This window comes from Legionella sp. D16C41, assembly GCF_048541585.1.
GTDB lineage: Bacteria > Pseudomonadota > Gammaproteobacteria > Legionellales > Legionellaceae > Legionella_C.
The window spans coordinates 3,006,854-3,027,367 of record NZ_CP183303.1 but is presented as its reverse complement, the minus strand read 5'-3'; the positions used below and the strand labels follow the sequence as shown (position 1 = coordinate 3,027,367).

The window sequence follows — 20,514 nt, the reverse complement described above, 5'->3', positions numbered from 1 at the left end:
TATCAAATTTCTATTGCTTCACATTGAGTCGGAATATGCAATATCCTAATAAACGCGAATATTAAAATTATTGAATCGAATAAATGGATCAATATACCGTTGGATACCGTTGGATACCGTTGGATACCGTTGGATACGGATCGCAGCTTATTTATTGATTAATAACCATTTTGTTAATCTAGCTTGGCCTCGGGTGGTAACTATCCCTTTTGTCTTTAAATGATTTAAGTTCTCACGAATGGTGCTTTCAGCAAGCAACACTGGTAACTGTTCCCTAATTTCTTTTAGAGACATCTCTTCTGCATTCTTTAATAGAGAGATAATTTCCCTTTGACGTTGAGTTAAATTAATTGTTGGTTCTGAAGAGAGGCCTGTATTCATTGCTTCCTTAAAATTGAAAGTAACTGAAAAACCATGAGAACTATCAGTAAATTCAGGTTCGGGAGTATTATTTTTTCTACAGTACTCTATCATTCGCGTAGTACCTGTTCCCCATTTTTCTATCCAGCCTCTTTTATAAAATACATCTGCAATTAATTCATTGCGTGGATATGAATTATGTGGTTCTTTAAGTTGTTCTATTTTGATTTCAGGAAGCAAACCGCCTGGATTCCATAGTTCTAAGCGATCATCGTAAATTGCAAAACTGGTTGTTGCTGCACGAACACTATAATCTTTATGACAGATAGCATTGATTAACGCTTCTCTTAGCGCTAATTGTGGAACCGCAGGTTCATCTATTCTTTGTAGCTTTCCTGGCACAAAATAGCTTGCGATAGGTAAATGGCGGTTAGCGAAATGGTGGGCAAGGGTGATGAGTTGAAAAGCATTTCCTCTTTCCCATTGATTATCAATAAAGCCCTCTACTTTAGTGCGCCCTCTAAATCGAGCCATTTTTATTTCGCAGCGTGAAAATATTTTTTCTGGATTTTTTGCGAATAAGACTACTGCTGCATTAGTAAGCTTCCCATCTTTGATTAATTTAAAATTATCTAAAATCTGTTCGATGCTATAGTTAATTGCTGTAGGACTAATACGGTTTTTGCTAATTCCTTCTTTAATGGTGATTATAATCTCTTGATGATCTAGATCATCAACTTGGAATTCGTCAGTTAAATGTTCTTCCCAATCATGATTGAGATAATTTCGTTTAATAATCATTTGCTCAAGTCGGTGCTGAGTCATTCTTGATGTAGTTGAGGTTGTGCGTTCAAATGGGCGACCATCGTAAGTATAAGGAACGTGTTTTCCTTCAGGGACGTCTAATACGATTATTTGTTTATCATTATTTAAGTGAATATAATGAATATCGATAAATACAGTTGGCTCGATTTTTCTGATTTCACGTGCTATCTCTTGTTTGGTATTATCAGATACATTTTGTCCAATCAGTTCCCCGTTATTTTTAACTCCAAATATGATAAATCCACCTTTTAAATTTAAAAAAGCACATGCTGTTTCAAATGCGGATTTAAGTTGGCTGGTAGAGATTTTGAATTCTAAATGATCTGATTCGCCCTTCTTAACAAGTTGTCTCAGTTGATCAATATTCATAGAGTACATCCTTTTCAATAATGGATGTATAATAACTTTTGTCTTCGGCATAGACTAGTTTTTCAATGTATTTTGCCCATTTATCCAGGGCTTCTTTACGTTCTGGCAGCATTTCATTTTTATTATAAGTTGCCATAATTTTAGGCATTTTATGTCCTAAACATTTTTCAATAACAACGGGATCAATGCGTAGGGTTTCTCCAAGCTGAGTAGCAAAGGTTCTTCGAAGGTCATGAGCTGTCCATTTATTAATACCAATTCTTTCTTGTAGGCGGATTACAGCTTTCGGTAGGGCGCGGTCAGAAAGCGGGCTTTGACCGTCTGTGCCACTTAGGACACAATTACCCATGCTGCAATTGTATAATTCCATAAAAAGTGATTTAGCCATGTTTGTTAAATGAACTCGCATAGTTATGCCAGTTTTGGTGTTGGTAGCAGGGATGGTCCATAATGAGTTTTCAAAGTCAAACTCATTCCAATTGGCTACTCTTAGTTCGCCAGTGCGAACACCTGTTAACAGTAATATCTTGAGAGCATTTTTGATTTGTAATGAGACGCTGTGTTTGCCATTATCTAAGAATTTCCAAAGTTGTTTGATTTCTTCTAATGTTAAAAATCGCTCCCGAGGTCTTTCGACACCGCCTATATCTCTTGCACGAATATGAATCGCTGGATTGCTCTTAAGTTCACCTCTGCTGACAGCGTAGTTGAAGGCCTGCTTGATAGCACTTAACACTTTATTCGCATGGACATTTGAGCCTCGGGCAACAATTTTATCTAATGCTTTTGTGATATCTTTGGCTTCTATTTCATCGATGTATTTTTCTCCTAGAAGGGGAATAATATCGGCATTAATGAGCTGGCGGATTTGCAGGGGTTGTTTCCTATGTTTGAAGACATAATTGCTATACCAGCGATTCACTAGTTCTTTAACAGTATCTTTATCTTCTTCTATTTTGGGTGTAAGAACTTGTTTAGGATTGATAGATTGGCGCTTTAATTCTTTTAATTCAAGAAATTTTCTCTTAGCATCTGCCAAACTCATACTAGGATAGTGGCCTAAACTGACTTTTTCAGTTTTATCGTTTATCTTATATCGATAGATCCATGTCTTTGTTCCTGCAGGAGAGACCTTAATACCAAACCCTTGACCCTCATATTCTTCATACTGCTTATTTGGCCGAGGTTTTAAGTTTTTAATATAAGTATTGGTAAAGTTACTCACAACAAGAATCCGTTTTAGGTACACTTTTAGGTACACTTTTTTGTGTTATCGAATGATATTCGATGTTATCATTTGATACAAGGAAAATACGAAAATAGACTGTTTATATGGGGTTTTTCAGATAAAAAATACCAAAATGTAATTTCAATTATATTTGATATCAAGAGCATGGGGTGCTAGTGGTCGAAGGTTCAAATCCTTCCGTCCCGACCAATAGAATTAGATAGGTCTTCCAAACTCAGGTCTTTCCCATTTGGGGCAACTTTTTGGGTCTTCCCTATTTACGGGGGCATTAATCAAGAACACAAGACTTTAACTCTCAACCTATAATTTTCAAAATTTCTAAAGCCATAAGCACGGCGCTGAATGAGCTAGAGTAGCCTGGATGTAGGCGCAGCCGTAATCCAGGATATAGGGCTTTGAGCATCCCGGATTTCGTGTCACTTCATCCGGGCTACGCTGGCTGGGATAGTTTACTTCCGATATTTGCCAATAGTTTTATTAATACAAAGCAATCCTGTGATTTTAACATGGTATTATTCTCTAAATGACATAAATAAAGCATATCGCGGATGTTCTTTTGTTTACGAGCAGAAGAACAGGGGAATAGCAAAAGCGATAGGCAGCGAGATGAAATAATGCAAGCAGCAAACTATAGGAAAAATCTACAATTAAAGGAATAGCAGAGCACTATAGTTGAATGAAATATTACTATACAATTGAACTGATATTTAGCTATTTAGTATCGCCTGTTGAAATATAAGTGGTATATAATTAATGATTTTATAATATGGAAAATCATTATGAATTTTTTCTATCTATTCAAACCATCTCCCCCCAATGTTTCATTTACCTCGCTTATTCCACCAAAAGGTAAGACCTATCTACATACTTTAGATGAATTGGAATTTGAGTATAATCTGACTGATGGGCAAATGGCTCAACTATTTGAGAAATATGTAGAGGTAGGCGAAGAAGGGTTGAAAGGAAAAAGAGTTGCATTTTATGATGACAAGTTAATTGCTATTGCTACGCGAGAAAAAACATTATTATTGAGCATATTAGCTTATTTGAAGGAACCTTCTTCAGAGAAAAGAAATAATAATCACGTTACTATAATTCATCAATTGCCTAAGACGCTTATAAATGATTTAAAGCAAGCACTTGATGCGCAACAAGGTGAAAAACCTGAATCCAAGTTCTGCTGTATCATTTAGTAACTTCTTAACCTTCCACACTATTTGCTAATAGTATGGAAGTAAGCTAGTTCTTTAACAGTTTTAAGCGCAATTACCCCACTTTGGGACTCCCATAAATCTTTCTCGTCCTTTTTGAGCTGTATCATGACAACCTTATTTATTAGTATCAGCTGGTGTAGCCTGGACGTAGGCGCAGCCGTAATCCAGGATATTGGGCTTCGAGCATCCCGGATTTCGTTTCACTTCATCCGGGCTACGCTTGCTGATTTGCGATGGCCTTTTTGTAGAAAATATATGTTGAATAATTCCGAAATGTTTTGCACTTGCTTTATTTCACCTTCACGCTGTGCTTTTAATCCTTCTGCAATAGCAGGATCTAATGCTTTTATACCATACCTGAGTATTATAGACGCCTGGATGAAAAGAAATTAGTATGGATAAGTTCAAATCTCATCCTCTAACAGTGATGGAGATCAGTTTATGAAGTTAAAAAAGCTAATACAGGAAGACTGGGAAATATGGAGGTCATTTCGATTAGAAGCACTAAAGAATGAGCCTGAGAGTTTCGGATCCTCTTACGAAGAGGAAGTGCTTATGTCTGACGCTGATTTTCAACATATGTTAGATAAGAGCTATGTCTTGGGTGCCTTTGTTGATGATGTCTTGGTGTCTTGTGTTGGGTTCTATATGCTTAGTTCACTTAAGATGAAACACCGTGGCGTGCTTTGGGGTATGTATACTTGTCCAGATTACAGGAGAAAAGGTATTGCAACAGCATTAATGCAGACTTTGATACAGTATGCTAAATCCCATGCCACTCAATTGCACCTAACCTGTGTAATAAGTAATTTTGGAGCCTGCTCATTTTATCAACAACATGGATTTAGGATTTATGGTATCGAACCTAAAGCGCTTAAAATTAATGATACCTTATATGATGAATATTTAATGATACTGGATTTCAATGAGGAACCAATGAAAAAACTAGGTACCTATCAGGATCTTTGTACTGAAGTATATGAGTTAAGTAAACCTAATGCACCACAAGATGAATACTCATTCTACCGAAGCTATGTTCTAGAGGCTAAAGGCCCCATTTTAGAACCTATGTGCGGCACAGGACGATTTTTATTGCCTTTGAATGAAGAAGGATTTGATATTCATGGATTTGATGCAAGTCAGTCCATGTTAGAGCGACTGCATACAAAGGCAAATGGCAAAAATCTTAATCCCAAAGTCTGGCATGGTTTTATTGAAGATTTAAATCAAGCCGATAAATATTCTTTAATTTTTATACCTAGTGGTTCATTTGGTCTCATTACAGAAAAAGCAGATATCCAAAGAGCTTTAAAAACTATTTATGAGCATATAGAAGACAAAGGGTTTTTTGTATTTGAAGTAGAAACACGCCATGCAGTTCCTAAAGAATTAGGTATATGGAGAGGCACAAAATGGCCAAAAGAAGATGGCACAATCATTCTATTCAGTCAATTAGCTATGCTCAGTGAGGATGTTTGTTGCTCTATCGGTAAATACGAACTAATTGCTAACAACCATGTCATTCAAACAGAGGTTGAAGAATATAGAATTCGCATTTATCAAGAGCCTTCTTGGTTGCTTAACCTACTTACTAAGGTGGGTTTTAGTGAGGTACGAATGGTTAAATCGTTTGACCGACACGCATCGCCTAGTGAAACAGATAAAAGCATTGTTTTTGAATGCAGAAAATAATTAAGGTAATAAATGAAAACACAAGAAATACCCAAAGAGTATCAGCATATCTCGCCAGCAGGTGCTGAGGTTCGATTACTAATGAATAATCATTTAGGTGGAATAGCTCACTGTACTTTAAAGGCAGGAACGATTTCTAAAGCAGTTCGTCATAAAACGGTATCTGAATTTTGGCATGTTCTTTCAGGAGAAGGTGCTATTTGGCGGAAGTTAAATAACGAAGAGAGCATTACTTCTTTAGTCCCTGGAGTCAGTATTGATATTCCCTTGGGAACACATTTTCAATACAGAAGTGATACAGTTGATTTGGTATTTATTTGCGTTACTATGCCACCCTGGTCCGGCAGTGATGAAGCAAGTTATGTAAAGCATGCTGCCTGGCCTCCTACAGTGGAATAGAATTCAATGACTTTAAATATCCCAAAGCTAACTCATCTGCATTCAGCTATCGTAGCCTGGATGTAGGCGCAGACGTAATCCAGAATATTGGGCTCCGAGCATCCCGGATTTCGTTTCACTTCATCCGGGCTACACTTGTTACTGTTTTATCCGTATAATTTGAACTAATTGTTTTAGTGTAAAATTATGCCTACTCTAACTTTAAAAGATAAAATAAAATTAGCACAAGATTTTTTAAAACGAGATCCAAAAAATCTTGAGGCCATAGGTAGAGGCGAAGCGCCTTATATTAGTTATGAAGGACTTACTCTATTGGTGGCTGATTTATGTTATAAAAAAAAATCCGATCAACGCTATAATACAAATAATACCATTGTGGTTTGGGATGAGAAAAAACAAGCTGTAAATCGGCCTTATCAATTTACTCATCTTGAGTCTTTATTAGATGGCATTAATAGATTAGATGAGCATGAAGATTTAAAAATTATTGCGGGAATGTCGTTTGCTTCTTTAGGTCATGCAGTTTCAATATATTGTCGCCGTTCTGGTGGTCTTCTAAAATGTTTTATTTATGATTCGACAAGAGGATTAACCTTTAAATCAACTAGTTCTCATGAGTTAATCATTGCTCTTAGAGCCTTGGCAAAACGCCTAGGGCTAGATTATAAAATTATCATCAATAGTACTATCTTAGAAAAAGATCATCATACCTGTGCTGTATTTTCCTTTTTGAGTCTTCGTTATTTTATGAAGCATGGTGTGGCATTATTTGATAGTATAGATGTTGCTGAAAAACAATTTCCATATGATGGCCTTTTCGCAGAAGCGCCTGATGAGCGTGTGGTTTTTCTCAAAGCAGATCAATTGCCAGAACAATTATTAAAATGGGGGCAATATGAAACTTTGGATGAATTTATAAGATATCATCAATTAAAAGTACAGAGAATACGTGAAGTATATGGCATGCCTGCTGAAGATATTTGTATTAAAGAAAAGCTTCAATATGATAACCCTGACCTATTTGCTTTAGGCAAAGATAACCCTAAAAGCTCTACTATTGTTAGCGCTAAGAAACAATATACTTTGGCGCACTATAGGGAGGCATCTCGAGGCACAGTCTATGATCCTCAAACAGGTAAAGTAAAAAAAGAAAATGCGCTTATGGCAACCATTACAAAGGAACAAGTATTGCTTATAAAAATTGTTGATATCTTAAACCAAGAGGGAGCAATTACTCAATCTCTAGAAATTGATGAGGGTAAGTTGTCCACTTTATTAGTCCGAGCCCAGAAGGTCTTATCTGTTCAATCTAGGGCTCATAGTTTTAGTTTTTTTCCTGAAGTTAAGTCGAAGGTGTTAAAAATTGAGAATCAACTAGGTGGACTTAAGCCCTGAGGTACTAGTGTGTTTAGGAGTATGTTAACCCATAGCAAGTCACTATTAGATTACTATATGAGTCAATTTTCTTACTGCCAAAGCTAATTCATCTGCATTCAGTCTCTCTTACTTGTTGAGTTTTTATAATTTAATCCCAATTTAAATCCCCACTTAAATATAAAATCAACCATACGATGGGGTAGTAGATTTAAAAAGCGTATTACATTGATGTTTCTTCCTATGTAATAAGTGGATTTAATTTTTCTTTTTAGAATAAGTTGATGAAATAATTTAGCGACCTGTATTGGATTGGTAGACTTAGATAAGTCGGCATCAATCGTTTTTAAGCCAAATGAAGCTACCTTTGCATAAAAGGGAAAATCCGTTTTGAAACTTAATTCCTTGGCACCCTCCCAAATAGGCGTCTTAATGGAGCCTGGGTGTATAATGGCGAATTGCACTTGATAATAGGTAGGATGATGTGCCATTTCTCGGCGTAATGAAGTAATCAAATAATCAATAGCTAATTTAGAAATAGGATAAATACCCATAAAAGGAATGGTTGTAGTTGCCGACCCTGAGCCCATGGCAATAATTTTTCCCTGAGTCGCTAAAAAGGGAAGTACCGTTTTAATTAACTTCGTTGTGCCAAAAAAATTTATTTTAAAAATTTGTTCAAAGGTATCTTCGTTGATTTCGAGCATCGGACCCCAGGTAGAAACTCCGGCATTTGCAATTAACGTATCAATAGTGTAATTATTTCGCAAAAGATAATCTTCAAGCTTTTTAAAATCCTGATGATTGCCATAATCTAAAACAAAGTATTGAACTTGAGAATATTGCTTAGCTGTCTCGGCTTCATATTGTGTTTTTAAACCAGCTAAAATTTTAATTCCTGGGTCATTACCAAACTCTTCTAAAAAAGATTGACCAATACCGCTACTTGTTCCAGTAATAAGAACAGTTTTCATAAATGGTTTCCTAGGTATTGAATAATTTTATCAATTTGCGTGTTATCATAAGCAGGAATTTCAAAAATTTGCACATGAGAATAATTGCATTTTATAAAATTGAGCATTTTCTGATAATTTTTCTCTAACTGGCGGAGGCCAGATAAGTTTTCATGCAATTCTTTATTGCTTTGACTTTCTTCTGCTCGTCTATCAATGTTAGCTAAAACTGTTTCCACTTCTGGATGAATATAAATAATGCCATCGGGCATTTTCGTTTGATAGCGAAATTGCAGTTCAACAGTAAGTCTTATCCAGTCTAATTTAAAAAGCTTAAGAATTTCCTCTGAAAAATTCCAAATGGAAGATTGAGACTTCGTTCGCTGCTTATGCAGTTCAAACCACCGCAAAATAAAATCCCAAGGCACTTGGCGAGCTTGCAATTTTGATAATAACTGAGCAGAAAGGGTACTAGTATCGTTTTCTTTCACGTGTTGGCGATAAAGTTCTCCATAAACTAAAGAATCAAGTACTGGATGACGTTGGGATAAAATGATGGCTGGTTGCCAGTTATTAATAAAAAATTGTTCAATAACCCCAAATAAGGTCGCTTGTAAGTATAGTGCAACACCTTTGAGTTCAAAAGACTGTAGTTCATCACAAAGGGAAGAAAAAATTTCTAATTTTGCCGAGAGATCTTTAAAAGGAGAGTCCCAACTCTCATGGTAATTGGGGGCGTTAATAAAGGTAGTACTAGGTTGAGTAATCTTAGTTGTTGCCATTAGCCGATGAACTAGCGCAGTTTTACCTGAGCCATCAATACCTAAAATAGTATAGTGTTTACTCATAAAGCCTCACAAACTTGAATAGTTTGAGGATGAAGATCAAAAAACGCTTCGCGCACAGGTTCCATAATTTCTCCATCCATCTCCAATAAAAAGGGTGTCAATGATGAAACTTTTATAGAATTAATAGAATGAAAACCTGAGTTTTTATCATTAAGGAAGGCCCCTTTGTGGAGTTTAATAAACAGGGAAAATAACTGGCCAATATTTATTTTTTTGGTAAAAACAAAATCAAGTAAACGATCGTTGCGCTGTACTGGTGTACCAAAGTTCATGCCACCGGATACATTCGGTGTTTTGAGAATTCCCATGTTTGACATAATTTCATCAAAGACTATTGTTTCGCCCTCAGAGGTAATTAATTCTAAAAAAAATTGCTGATGAGAGATATTTTTTAATAAAAGAAGCAGCGTACAGAAATTAGCAACATTAAAATTAATTTTTTTAAAATGTTGGACTATGGGGTTGGTATTGAAGATGTAATTTCCCTGTGCTGTTAGTCCAATACTGGCATTGACTAGAAACAAAGTTTCTTTTGATTCTCCTGTTTCGTTAATCATACGACATCTCCCCACATCATAAGCAGTGCTTTGAGTAGACATTCGCAAGCTATGTCCTTTTAAGAGCTTATGATAAGGTTTGTGAAAGTCATTGCTACTGCCTAAATTAATGGCCCCAAGCTTTATTCTTTTGCGCTGCGGCTCAGAAAAAATTTGAAAGATTTTGTTTATGAGCGTGTGAAGTGAACCATCTCCGCCCGCACTCACTAATTGGATGTGTGCCGTTTCTGAGGTTTGTAATGTAGCAATCTCTTTAAGTTGTTGGGTGAGTTCAGCAATTCCCGCCGTGAAAATAGGCCGATAGTTAATGGCTTGTTCTTGCAAAATTAGCTCTACCTGACGCCACTTCTTGAGTGCAGCTTGACCTGCCGACGTGGTATTGATAAAAATATAAATCATAACAACTTTTCCTTTTGAATATCTTCAAAAACAATGCACGCCAGATCCTCGATACTTAAATTAGTATCTAATGTTTTCCAGTTGGGCTGTTTAATTTTATCCCATTCCTGTAAGGCATTTTTTTGAAAACTAAGAAAGCCTTTTTTTCTATCCTCTGCATTGCCGCTTTCATAAGCTGAAATCACTTCCTTTCTTTTAAGTAAAGTCGCTGGAGAAATATCTAAATAGTAAACGAGGTCTGGTTTTGGGAAAATTTTTACTATAGCATCTAGGTCACTGCGAGGTGCACCGTGCAACAATTCAGTGATATAGTATTTATACCAATAGCTATTGATGATTAATAACTGCGGATTTTCTTTTTGTGCCACATGAATAGCTTGGGCCATCCCATGTAATAGAAAAAGTGATCTTGCCTGGCTTGACAAGGCCTGAAGATATTTTGGAATATTCTGCTTGCTTACAGGAGCAATAAAAAGATTTTTGTCTAAAATATCCCAAATAGTGGCCACCTCAACTTTATATCCCTGGAGTTGCAGTAACTTTTCAAGCGCGTTGCAGAGTGTCGTTTTACCTGCTCCGTCGACACCAGCAATGACAATTGTTTTCATGTAAAGCTAGCCTTATTTTGTAGATAATGGATAAGAGCTTGGTAATTTCCGCGGGCAGTCAGTCTTGAATCATTAAGATTAGCAATCACATGTTGATTTTTTGCTGTAGATAATAAAAACGTATTCATACCCACACAAGCTGCTGGTAAATCTTTTATGGGATCATTGCCAATCATAAGACATTCGTGAGGTTGTAATTGAAATTTAGATACTAGTTCTTGGTAATACTCAACTCTAGGTTTAGTTCTTGTCATATTTTCTGCATGGGTAACGCCATTAAAATAATTTAAATCAAGCCCACCTGCTTCGAGGCGAGTTTTAATTGCTGAGATTGGAAATACCGGATTAGTCGCAAGAATGAGACGATAATTGTTTTTTTTTGCCCAAAGCAAGATTTCTTTGTTTTGCGGAATAGGGTAAAAAAAATGTTTTAAACGAGGGAAATCTTTGCTAAAGATTTGACGAACTAAGCGTTCAATGGTTGCCTTGTTCTTGCTCCTTGAACAGTCAACTAAATGGTTAATGAAAACATCAAAGTTTGTAAGCGATGTGGTATTGTTCAATAATTTTTGCACAGCCTGATGGAAAATTCCCTGAAAGCGGATCATGCTAATTTCAGGAAAGAAACGATAGAGGGTCATAGCTAATAAAGGAAAAGAAAAAATACGATGCATTTCCACTAATGTTCCATCTAGATCAAAACAAAGGGTAGTAATTTTATGGCGTTCCAAGTTAAGTGCCTCCTTCCACATAAACTTGCCCGGTATTGCCATTAACTGTAATGATTTGATCGTCATTAAGTAATTTATCAATGCCAGGAATGCAAAGAACAGCGGGAATTTGGTATTCTCTAGCTGAAACAATGCCATGCGATAAAATACTACCTGTAGAGGTTACAAGCCCTGTTGCTAAAGAATACAAGGGTGTAAAAACTGGGTTAGGACTTTGGGTAACAATAATGTCACCGAGATTAATTTTTTTAGCATCTTCAATAGATTTAATAATTTTGACTTTGCCCTTAACTAGCCCCGGAGAGCCACTTTCACCGCAAAACAAAGTTCCGTTAGCGTGCTTTGTAAAGGTGGCATTGATATTTTCCTGTTCAATGTAATCACCCAAGTAAGAACTAACCGGTATTTGATTGAGATTGGTTTGAAATTGTTTTTTTCTTTTTCTAGCCATAAAATGAAGTGCAATAGGCTTCTCATTTTGAAAGACCTCTTTTATTTCTTCTTCTGTTAAAAAATAAATTTCATCAATCTCTTTGATTTTATTTTCGGCTACGAGGCGGTGAGCGATTTCATGATAGAATGCTCGGGTGGCTTTAAATACTCGCGAGCAATAGAAATGATGTTCTTCATCAATTCTCATGAATTCTCGGATGAAGTGATTAAGATTTTTTAAAAATGTCATCGCCACAGGATTAAGACGTAATGAAGCAAACAGTTGTTCACAAAATTGGTTATGTTCCTTGAGTCTGCTCTGCATACTTTCTTCTAGTGCGCTTTCAGAATTCATGACTGATGTCCTAATAAAAGGCATCAACCTGATAGGATCTTCTTCCCAAGTGGGTTCACGAATGTCCCAATTACTCGTGAGATGGCCATTTTTTTGCAAAAAATCTAAAAAATAGGCTTTCTCTTTTAAAAGTGTAAGAGCCTCTTGCAGCTGATTGGTTTGCAACAAATTCAATAGATTGCTGTCTTGTTTGATCGTTTGAAATAATTTTTTAAATTGAATATTCATTTCAAGCGTTCTATTTTTTTCTAAACTTTTAGAAAATTGCAATAATAAAAAATCCGCTGGTTCGTTGGGAAATAGAGCTTTGCTCATGGTGTTAACCATCCAAACACAGGCCGTCTTGATGACGTAAATAGCTAAATCTGGCCCCATATAAAGAATTGCAATTTTTTCTAAGCGGTCGCGGTATTGATAGGTCTTTTTTTTATCTTGGATATCTATTGTATGTTGATATGCTTCATCAAAGTCTTGAATATATTTGGGAAGCTCTTGATCCCAACGTTTAATAATGTCTTTAGCATGCCGAAAAATATAACCAGAAAATAATCCCATAAGCAAAAAAAGCTTAGACGAAATTTTATGGCTAGAGCTAAAAAAATTACTTATCCAAAGCAAAGGAAGCGCCATGCATGATTTGATGAGTGCCTTCATTAAAAAAGGAATGTATTTTAGCTGATGCCAATAATTGGTTTTAATATTGTCCGGAAACTTGAAAAAAGAATCGTTGGCATAAACGTAATCGTTGATAACTTTGGCTACTTCATTAGTGCTAGTGGCTTGTAATCCAAAGCGTTTCTTTAGCGTATCTAAATTGACTTGAAAGACACTATATAAAATTGACCAACCTAAAGGAGATATTGCCTCAGGATATCTTTCTTCTGTTAGCATTCTAGACCAACGAATAGGATTTAAAGCACAACTAAAATCAATGTTTGGAATAGGACGCATTTGAAAAAATATCAAATGGCCATTTTTTATTCCCCATTCTAAATCCAAAGCTAAATTAAAATTACGTTGCAGTTTGAGCCCACTATTAATCAGTTGTTGAAGTGGTTTTGTAAGATGCATAAACTCTTTAGATAGCTCTATTTTTCCTTCATTAACAAAAACGGAGTGACCACTTTCAGAACCACTCATTAAGGTATCGCCATACCCTTTTTTAAAGGAAATGACGCCTTGTTGGTAGTTGCCTTTGGGTAAGGGATTGCACGTAAAATAAGTCCCAGACCAATCGACTGCTATTTGCTCTTGGATTAAGAGTGCTGGCAGTAACGCTTGCAAGGGAATACCTTGTTCTAGCGTATAAAAAATAGCCCTTTCGGAAAAAGCTTGCGCGAAAATTTCTTTAATTTTATCTTTAAGTTGTTCTAGAGAGTCTAAATGCAGACATGATTCAAAAATCCCAGCATAGGCATTTTTTAGCCCATCTTCAATACTCATAGAAGAACGAAGTGCCCAACTGTGTTGATTTAGCCTCGTTAAATAAATATGCTCCAGTTCGTTAGGTAAAATAATATTCAAATTATCAATTTCATTGCGTAAATCAAGACTGCAACGCGAAATCGCTTCCTGGTCACAAGTAATGGCTAGAGCAAGTAATTTGGTATAAGAAGGTAGTTGTTGAGGGTCAAATAAGTAGTTTTGAAAATAATCTGTAGTTAGTACATAGGTTGTCGGAATCGGGAGTTTTTGCTTTAATAATTGCCATAAACCCAGTCCTTTGCCGCCAATAATCTTTTGAAATTTTGTATCAAGATTAATGTCAATTTTACACCAAGGGTTCATTCAAGCCTCTCTTTCAATTGATTAATTTGCTCAACGCTTAGACCTAAATCATCACAAAAATCTTGAAAACTCTTTTTCTTTATTCCCAAAAGATTGCGAATTCCGGATTTAATTAAAGAATAAATAAGATAACAGTGCAGTAAAAAATAAGTTTTTGTCCCTAGCTCAGCACTTAAGTGTCGACTTATCTGCAGTGGTACTAATAAACGTAAAAAAGGAGAATAAGTTGGGCGAAAAGTAAGCTTTTGAATTTGGTCTACAGGAGGGTAAAAAATTAATTTCCAAATTCTAAAAAAGTGGGAATGTTTTTCAGCAAAACTACTTGTGGCTTTAAATTGGATAAATTCTTTTTCAATAGCGCTTACGTAAGTTGTCCGAGATCTTAATAAAAAAGAGCGAGAAGAAATTTTATTGGCAAGTGCTTTTGATATTCTAATAAGATATTCATGTTTTAATTTTTCTAAAACCTTAGCTATAGCGCTCAACGGATAGAATGTCTGAACTATCGCAAGGGATTCATAAACTTTTTGCGCACTATGAGACTCTTTTACATTTCTATAAAATAAATCCCAATCTATATTATTGGATTGAATAAGATTATAAAAATCGGCTATTTCTTTAATGCCAGATTTATAAAGTGAAAGATGAATACAAAGATGAAGCAAATTATCTTCAGGAGCTAAATGATAGCATTCAACATCGTAAAAATTTAAGGGCTTTGCTCTTTTCCACATTGCTTCATAGTTTAATTGAATAAAAGAATGTGTGGAAATTAGGCCCCAGTGTGTGCCAATCATGCAATGTAAATTAGGGCTAAAAAAAGGCGGAAAGTGGTGAGAGTATGCTATTTGATCTTGCGCTGAGTCGCCTAGGAGAGCACTCACACAAAAATAATTAAGTTGTTTAAAAACGTCCAACACACGCCTAGCATCCTTCTCAAGAATTAAAATATCAATATCATTCATTTTTTTATAAAAAGGATTTTTATAAACGCTTTCTGCAAAGAAAATTCCTTTAAGCAATGCAACTTTGATATTTTTCTTGGCAAATTCCTGAAGCAAAATTTTACCCGTTTCAATTCTTAACTGATTGGCTTTAGCGATATCGTTGGCATAACCTTGCATTTGCTTGACTAATGATGTGGGGCAGAAAGGTAGCAGCTGATGGGTACGTAAATTATTTAAAACTAAAGGAACTGTTTCATTAAGCTCGGCCAATTGATATAAAAGCTCCCAGTTGAAATCGGATTGATGACAAATTTCTTGCAGCTCTTTTAATTCTTTAGCATCAATTTTAACTAAGCTAAGTAAAATAATCGCTTTATCAACAGTGTTGTTTGCAGGCAAATGCATAGGAGAATCCTGTAGGTTAAGGAGAAGGAATAATTCCTCTTCGCCTGGCCATCCTAACCAGTTTATCGATGGCATAATCCAGCTCATGCTGTTCAAAAGTTGCCATCATGCTTAGGCGGAGCCTTTGCTTATTTTTGGGAACAGAGGGGTATTCAATGCCATTAATAAAAACCCCTTCATCATGTAATTCAGCAACAATCTCTTTAACGGAGTGTGGCTGGGCAATAAAAATGGGAATAATAGCTGATTCTGTATGCGCATTAAGCCCCGCGTCGCAGAGCTTTTGTGTCATATAGCGAGCATTATAGTGAAGCTTTTTAACACGATCTGGATTTTGTTCAATAAATTCAATCGCGGCTAATACGGCAGCTACTGAATAAGGAGGTAAACTAGCAGAAAAAAGATTGGAGCGTGCATTGACTCGTAGAAAATCGACCAGATGTTTTTTACCTGCAACATATCCACCTGTCACACAGTAAACTTTAGAAAAAGTTCCCATGTATAAGTCAATCTTACCAGTTAATCCAAAATGTTCTTGAGTACCGTGACCATGCTCGCCCATGACACCAGAGCCGTGTGCATCATCAATGCATAGTAAAGCAGCATAATCATCGCAAATTTTTCTAAACTCATCGAGCGGGGCGATATCTCCGTCCATAGAATAAACTCCCTCCACGCAAACGATGATTGTTGAGCGTGGATGAGTTTGGCGAATGGTTTTCAAACGTTTTTGCAGCGCAATAGGATCATTATGCAGAAAAGGCATGGAATTAAATTGCTTAGTTTTTAAGCTGTCATAAAGTGACCCATGACTTTGTAAATCGTAGATTAGCCAATCGTCTTTTCCTAGTAAAGCATTGGGCCACCCCACATTCGTTGAGTAACCAGAAGAAAATAAAATGGCTGCTTCCGCCCCTTTAATGCTAGCAATTTTATTTTGCAGTTCAATATGTAATGAGGTATTACCATTTAAAAGCTGCGGGCCGCCGCACCCAATACCAAATTTTTTAACTGCAGCAATGGCTTTATTAATAATGTATGGTTCTTGGGCTAAGTCTAAATAGTTATTCGATCCAAACATTAATACGGTTTCTTCTTTACCAGTACGTGGATTGCGTACAAGCGTATTTTTGCCGATATTGCCGCAAATTTCTCGCATGAGAAATCCTGTTTTAATACAGGTCTCTTGAAGTTTGTAAGAAAAAGCATGAGCCTTTTCATCAAGTGAATCAAACTTTATTTGCAGAAAATCTGAGACATTAAAATTTTCTAGGTTTCTTACGTCGTCAGCTTCTTCATTGTTTAAATTTTGGCTCTTCATTCTTAATTACATTCTTTAGAGAGTTAACCATTATAGAATATAAATTGCTTATCTGAAACAAATAATGTGCAGTATGTCAAACTAAAATTAAAATTTTTCCTTTATCTCCCATGTTTGTGCTTACAAAAAGATTATCATTTTGACTCAACCCAAAAAACCTAAAGCCAAGCTAGATGAGGGGAAATTTGCTTAATTTTAAACCATATGGTGCTCTAGGGGTCCTACCTGTACGCGTTAAGCAAAAAGCAGGGAAAGTTTTGCAAAGCGGGGTCTTGCGACTAAAGCTTTAGCAGCACGGAAAGAGAGCAAGGCTAGCAAAATCCCAGCGATACCATCTAGCAAAAAATGCTGTTTGGTTGTGAGAGTAGAAGCTAGAATTAAGCAAAGATTTACAAAAAAGAACAAGCGCTGAGAAGGTACTTCTTCTCTGATTATAAGATAAAAAATAGTCGAATACCCTACATGCAAGGATGGAAAGGTGTTAATAGGCGAATCCACAAGATAGACCCAGGTTAAGAGTTGGCTTGATAGACCTCCACCAGGGATAACTGAGGGTCGCGGATAGGCCATCGGAACTAACCAAAAAAACGCAAAAGCAATGAACCCTGTGCATAGGGTAGCAAGGAGCGCGGTGACTAAAATTTCTGGTCTGCGAGCTTTCTCAATGATATATGGAATGGGTAAATAGAGACCAATTAGGTAAATCCATACAGTCCAGGGCCAAAAAGGGATAGCTTTGTCCACCTGTAACTGGACAAGGGGTTCTCTTGGAACGATAGAGGCATAAGAAATAAAATAATAACCAATAATTAAAACAGTAAGCCCGCCACCAACTAGGAACCATTTCTTTTGTCTGAAAGACAGGGCACAAATCCATCTCTTCATAATTTCAGGCTCCATAATATAATTGCACCTAAGTAGGCACAGAAAATTTGATCCTCGAATGGGATACAGGTGCATTTTTGTATTTTTTTATTATGCAAAATCGAGGGAACAGGTTTTCTTGTTAAAAACATGGGCATGGTTTCTATACATGCGCATGCTTAAAATAAAGGCAGATAATAACAAATGCAAATGAAATTGTAATCCTGCCAATTTAAAGTTTATTTAAAAAGCGAATTCTAAATAAGAATTACTTAAAATCAAGGAAGGCTATGATCTGTAAAGCCTCTGCCTATATCCGCGTTCATAACTTTTAAGCTGGCTGATATCCTGGCAATCGATTAAAAATAACTAACTAGTTCGTAAGCCACCACTGCCTACCAATCTCAAAAAATTTCGTTTTCTTATTGAATTTTCTGTAATTTTTCGCTCATCTTTTGACATAAATGGTAGATACAAATAGTAATTATGATTAGAATCGCGCAAATTTTTAAATAAGTAGAGGTAATAGTTATGAAAGGTATTTTGTATCAACGTGGATGTGAGGCTCGAGATGACTATCAAGATTTTGAAAGAGCGGTTCGTTATTTTGAAGAAGCCAATTCTTTTGAAAGTCTATTTGCTTTAGCCGAGTTATATCAGTATGGTGCAAATTCTCCTTTTACCTCCAGATCAATTGCAAAAGATTTAGAAAAAAGTGCTGAATATTTTTTAAAAGCTTATAAAATCAATGAAGCTAACTTTGTCATTAGAGTAAATAGATATTCTTTTGACCATTTTAGTATTCTTCCTATCTCTCTTGAAAAATCAGATGAATTATTGGCACAAGCTAATCAACTAAATCCAGAAGCGTTATATCGTTTAGCACTTTTTTACAAAAAAGAAATGAGTTGCGCAGTAGAAGAGCGTGTTATTGAGGCTAATTCTGAACAACTTGCTCAATGTATCAAGGCTTGCTTGCAGGTATCAGCCAATCAATACCATCCACATGCAGCTTATTTATTAGTACAAGACTACTCTCAAATGTTTTCACCTGAGGAAAAACTTAAATATTGTCGTATTGCTGCAGATCCTGATTTGGCAATGAAACCACTTTTTTCTAGTTTTGCTTCTCAAATTCTGTATCGAGGAAACAGGCCAATTAATACCACTATTGAACTGCAAAAGCCAGATGAATTCCCACTTGAGCTACGAAGAAATAAATCTATCTCTTCAGGAACTATTAAAGGCTTAACTGCTCAAGCAACAAACCATTATACTTCATCAGTATTACCAACAAATCACCGCCCATACAATAAGGCTCAAGCACTTGGGGGTAGTGCGCCTGTTCTAACCCAAGAGGCTCTTAGAGCGCTACGATTGTTGCGATTTAATGCTCCTAAAGTTTCAGAAGCCTCATCAGAAAAAATAGATTCTACACCCACATCACAATTCAACCGATAGCCTAAATTAGTTGCAATGATACTATTAATGGTACCATTGCAATTTAAGGATTTCCGTTGCGACTAGCTTATGAAGATTTTTATAATTTATGAAGTGCAATTAATTCAAAGTGAGTTTAGCAAAACTTAAAATTCCTCAGTAAATGTAGTTTTGATGATGGCTTGGCGCTATAACTTAGTTTTTCTTCGTTTTGATTAGGCTATTTGTTATTATTGTCGATTAAAATAAATAGATTTCTTCCAAAACTGCTATTACTAGCCAATTTTAAATGAACAGGCTTGATCCTGTCTTGGCAATATCAGCTTTTGGAGAAGTTGAACAAATTAAGGGAGTCTACTAATGTCTAAACCATGTACAATTATCGTTATCTTTGAAGCGAAAGCAGGTAAAGAAGATGAGTTGGCTTCGGCTTTAAGAGCAGTTGTAGAGCCCAGCCGTTCAGAAGATATTTGTTTGGAATATAAATTACATCAAAGTGATGATAACCCAGCACAATTTGTAATGTATGAGCAATGGGTAAGCAAAGATAAACTTCAAGAGCATTTTGATAAGCCGTATATTATTGAATTGCGTAAAAAATTTGAAACGTTATTAGCAAAGCCCTCTCAAATGATTTTTGCAACCGAATTAATATAAGATAGTTATTCAAACTAATAAAAGTCTTCTTCGGGCGTGCTTTTCTTTTAAGCTAGGCTTTACTTTATTGTAGCTAGGCTACTTTCTTTAATTTAAGAGTGGAAAAAATCCTTAATGAGTAAGCTAAATAAAATGAAAGTCTATGAAGTATATGATGAAATCATTGATTGGTTTGATAACGCGCGCACTAAAAGTCTTATGGAATCTGAATATCTTAATTTAATCGTAAATACCATTCCCTCAAAAGGTAGCATTTTGGATTTGGGTTGTGGGACTGGAGAGCCTATTGCAGAGTTTTTGATTGACAAGGGATTTAAAGTGACAGGGGTAGATGGTAGCCAAAAAATGATTAAGCTATGTAGTAAGCGTTTTCCAAGCGAACGCTGGATAGTTGCAGATATGCGTGACCTAAATTTACCGCAACAATTCGATGCAATAATTGCGTGGCATAGTTTTTTTCACCTTGACCCTAGCAGCCAGCGTAATATGTTCAAACTATTTGCGTCGCATCTTAAGCCAGATGGTGTGCTAGCTTTTACCTCTGGAGTGGAAGAGGGTGAAGTCTGGAGTGATAATGGCGGTCAACAGCTTTATCACGCATCCTTATCTACCCAAGAATACGATAGTCTTCTTAAAAATTTCTCATTTAAAGTGTTAGTCCATAAAGTATCCGACCCTAAGTGTGGTGAAGCTACAGTTTGGGTGGCACAAAAGATTTAAGAAACTA

At 36.1% G+C, this 20,514-nt stretch carries 18 protein-coding genes and 1 pseudogene; 7 read left to right on the top strand and 12 right to left on the bottom strand.

The window, feature by feature from the left end:
- Positions 1-147: 147 nt before the first annotated feature.
- The 3 genes and pseudogenes from ACNVED_RS13100 to ACNVED_RS13090 form a co-directional block, all read right to left on the bottom strand.
- Complete coding sequence (locus ACNVED_RS13100; protein ID WP_419419436.1) at positions 148-1,554, bottom strand: ATP-binding protein; 1,407 nt, start codon at positions 1,552-1,554, stop codon at positions 148-150.
- The gene (locus ACNVED_RS13095; RefSeq protein ID WP_419419435.1) at positions 1,544-2,779 is read right to left on the bottom strand and encodes a tyrosine-type recombinase/integrase; all 1,236 of its coding nucleotides are present in this window, start codon (positions 2,777-2,779) and stop codon (positions 1,544-1,546) included. Before ACNVED_RS13095 ends, ACNVED_RS13100 begins: the two co-directional genes overlap by 11 nt.
- A gap of 296 nt (positions 2,780-3,075) precedes the next feature.
- A pseudogene (locus tag ACNVED_RS13090) lies at positions 3,076-3,150 on the bottom strand (transposase); the annotation flags it as partial.
- Positions 3,151-3,582: 432 nt separating this feature from the next.
- Here ACNVED_RS13090 and ACNVED_RS13085 point away from each other — a divergent pair.
- The 4 genes from ACNVED_RS13085 to ACNVED_RS13070 all read left to right on the top strand — a co-directional run bounded on the left by ACNVED_RS13085 (position 3,583) and on the right by ACNVED_RS13070 (position 7,503).
- Positions 3,583-3,996, top strand: coding sequence for a hypothetical protein (locus tag ACNVED_RS13085; protein ID WP_419419434.1), 414 nt, complete (start codon positions 3,583-3,585; stop codon positions 3,994-3,996).
- 462 nt (positions 3,997-4,458) lie between these two features.
- The gene (locus ACNVED_RS13080; protein ID WP_419419433.1) at positions 4,459-5,709 is read left to right on the top strand and encodes a GNAT family N-acetyltransferase; all 1,251 of its coding nucleotides are present in this window, start codon (positions 4,459-4,461) and stop codon (positions 5,707-5,709) included.
- A 12-nt stretch (positions 5,710-5,721) separates the two neighbouring features.
- On the top strand, positions 5,722-6,108 hold the full coding sequence (locus ACNVED_RS13075) for a cupin (RefSeq protein ID WP_419419432.1): 387 nt from the start codon (positions 5,722-5,724) through the stop codon (positions 6,106-6,108).
- Between the two features lie 186 nt (positions 6,109-6,294).
- Positions 6,295-7,503 (top strand): hypothetical protein, encoded by a 1,209-nt coding sequence (locus ACNVED_RS13070; protein WP_419419431.1) that lies wholly within the window; start codon positions 6,295-6,297, stop codon positions 7,501-7,503.
- A gap of 98 nt (positions 7,504-7,601) precedes the next feature.
- On the opposite strand, the gene ACNVED_RS13065 is transcribed toward ACNVED_RS13070, so the two are convergent.
- The 9 genes from ACNVED_RS13065 to ACNVED_RS13025 all read right to left on the bottom strand — a co-directional run bounded on the left by ACNVED_RS13065 (position 7,602) and on the right by ACNVED_RS13025 (position 17,711).
- Entirely contained in the window at positions 7,602-8,456 is an 855-nt protein-coding gene (locus ACNVED_RS13065) for an SDR family NAD(P)-dependent oxidoreductase (RefSeq protein WP_419419430.1), read from the bottom strand.
- Complete coding sequence (locus ACNVED_RS13060; protein ID WP_419419429.1) at positions 8,453-9,283, bottom strand: hypothetical protein; 831 nt, start codon at positions 9,281-9,283, stop codon at positions 8,453-8,455. Before ACNVED_RS13060 ends, ACNVED_RS13065 begins: the two co-directional genes overlap by 4 nt.
- Complete coding sequence (locus tag ACNVED_RS13055; RefSeq protein ID WP_419419428.1) at positions 9,280-10,239, bottom strand: diacylglycerol/lipid kinase family protein; 960 nt, start codon at positions 10,237-10,239, stop codon at positions 9,280-9,282. Before ACNVED_RS13055 ends, ACNVED_RS13060 begins: the two co-directional genes overlap by 4 nt.
- The gene (locus tag ACNVED_RS13050; protein WP_419419427.1) at positions 10,236-10,847 is read right to left on the bottom strand and encodes a hypothetical protein; all 612 of its coding nucleotides are present in this window, start codon (positions 10,845-10,847) and stop codon (positions 10,236-10,238) included. Before ACNVED_RS13050 ends, ACNVED_RS13055 begins: the two co-directional genes overlap by 4 nt.
- Positions 10,844-11,578 carry an HAD family hydrolase gene (locus ACNVED_RS13045; RefSeq protein WP_419419426.1) on the bottom strand — a complete coding sequence of 245 codons (735 nt, stop codon included), beginning with the start codon at positions 11,576-11,578 and terminating at the stop codon, positions 10,844-10,846. The genes ACNVED_RS13050 and ACNVED_RS13045 overlap by 4 nt, the downstream gene beginning before the upstream one ends.
- A 1-nt stretch (position 11,579) precedes the next feature.
- Positions 11,580-14,153, bottom strand: coding sequence for a PEP/pyruvate-binding domain-containing protein (locus ACNVED_RS13040; protein WP_419419425.1), 2,574 nt, complete (start codon positions 14,151-14,153; stop codon positions 11,580-11,582).
- Positions 14,150-15,580: a nucleotidyltransferase family protein gene (locus ACNVED_RS13035; protein WP_419419424.1), complete on the bottom strand. Its 1,431-nt coding sequence runs from the start codon at positions 15,578-15,580 to the stop codon at positions 14,150-14,152. Before ACNVED_RS13035 ends, ACNVED_RS13040 begins: the two co-directional genes overlap by 4 nt.
- On the bottom strand, positions 15,522-16,826 hold the full coding sequence (locus ACNVED_RS13030) for an aminotransferase class I/II-fold pyridoxal phosphate-dependent enzyme (protein ID WP_419419423.1): 1,305 nt from the start codon (positions 16,824-16,826) through the stop codon (positions 15,522-15,524). Before ACNVED_RS13030 ends, ACNVED_RS13035 begins: the two co-directional genes overlap by 59 nt.
- A gap of 234 nt (positions 16,827-17,060) precedes the next feature.
- On the bottom strand, positions 17,061-17,711 hold the full coding sequence (locus ACNVED_RS13025) for a phosphatase PAP2 family protein (protein ID WP_419419422.1): 651 nt from the start codon (positions 17,709-17,711) through the stop codon (positions 17,061-17,063).
- 510 nt (positions 17,712-18,221) lie between these two features.
- Here ACNVED_RS13025 and ACNVED_RS13020 point away from each other — a divergent pair.
- The 3 genes from ACNVED_RS13020 to ACNVED_RS13010 all read left to right on the top strand — a co-directional run bounded on the left by ACNVED_RS13020 (position 18,222) and on the right by ACNVED_RS13010 (position 20,507).
- Positions 18,222-19,151, top strand: a complete 930-nt coding sequence (locus ACNVED_RS13020; RefSeq protein WP_419419421.1) for a hypothetical protein — start codon at positions 18,222-18,224, stop codon at positions 19,149-19,151.
- A gap of 339 nt (positions 19,152-19,490) precedes the next feature.
- Positions 19,491-19,787 (top strand): putative quinol monooxygenase, encoded by a 297-nt coding sequence (locus ACNVED_RS13015; protein WP_419419420.1) that lies wholly within the window; start codon positions 19,491-19,493, stop codon positions 19,785-19,787.
- A 114-nt stretch (positions 19,788-19,901) separates the two neighbouring features.
- Entirely contained in the window at positions 19,902-20,507 is a 606-nt protein-coding gene (locus ACNVED_RS13010) for a class I SAM-dependent DNA methyltransferase (protein ID WP_419419419.1), read from the top strand.
- Positions 20,508-20,514: the final 7 nt, after the last annotated feature.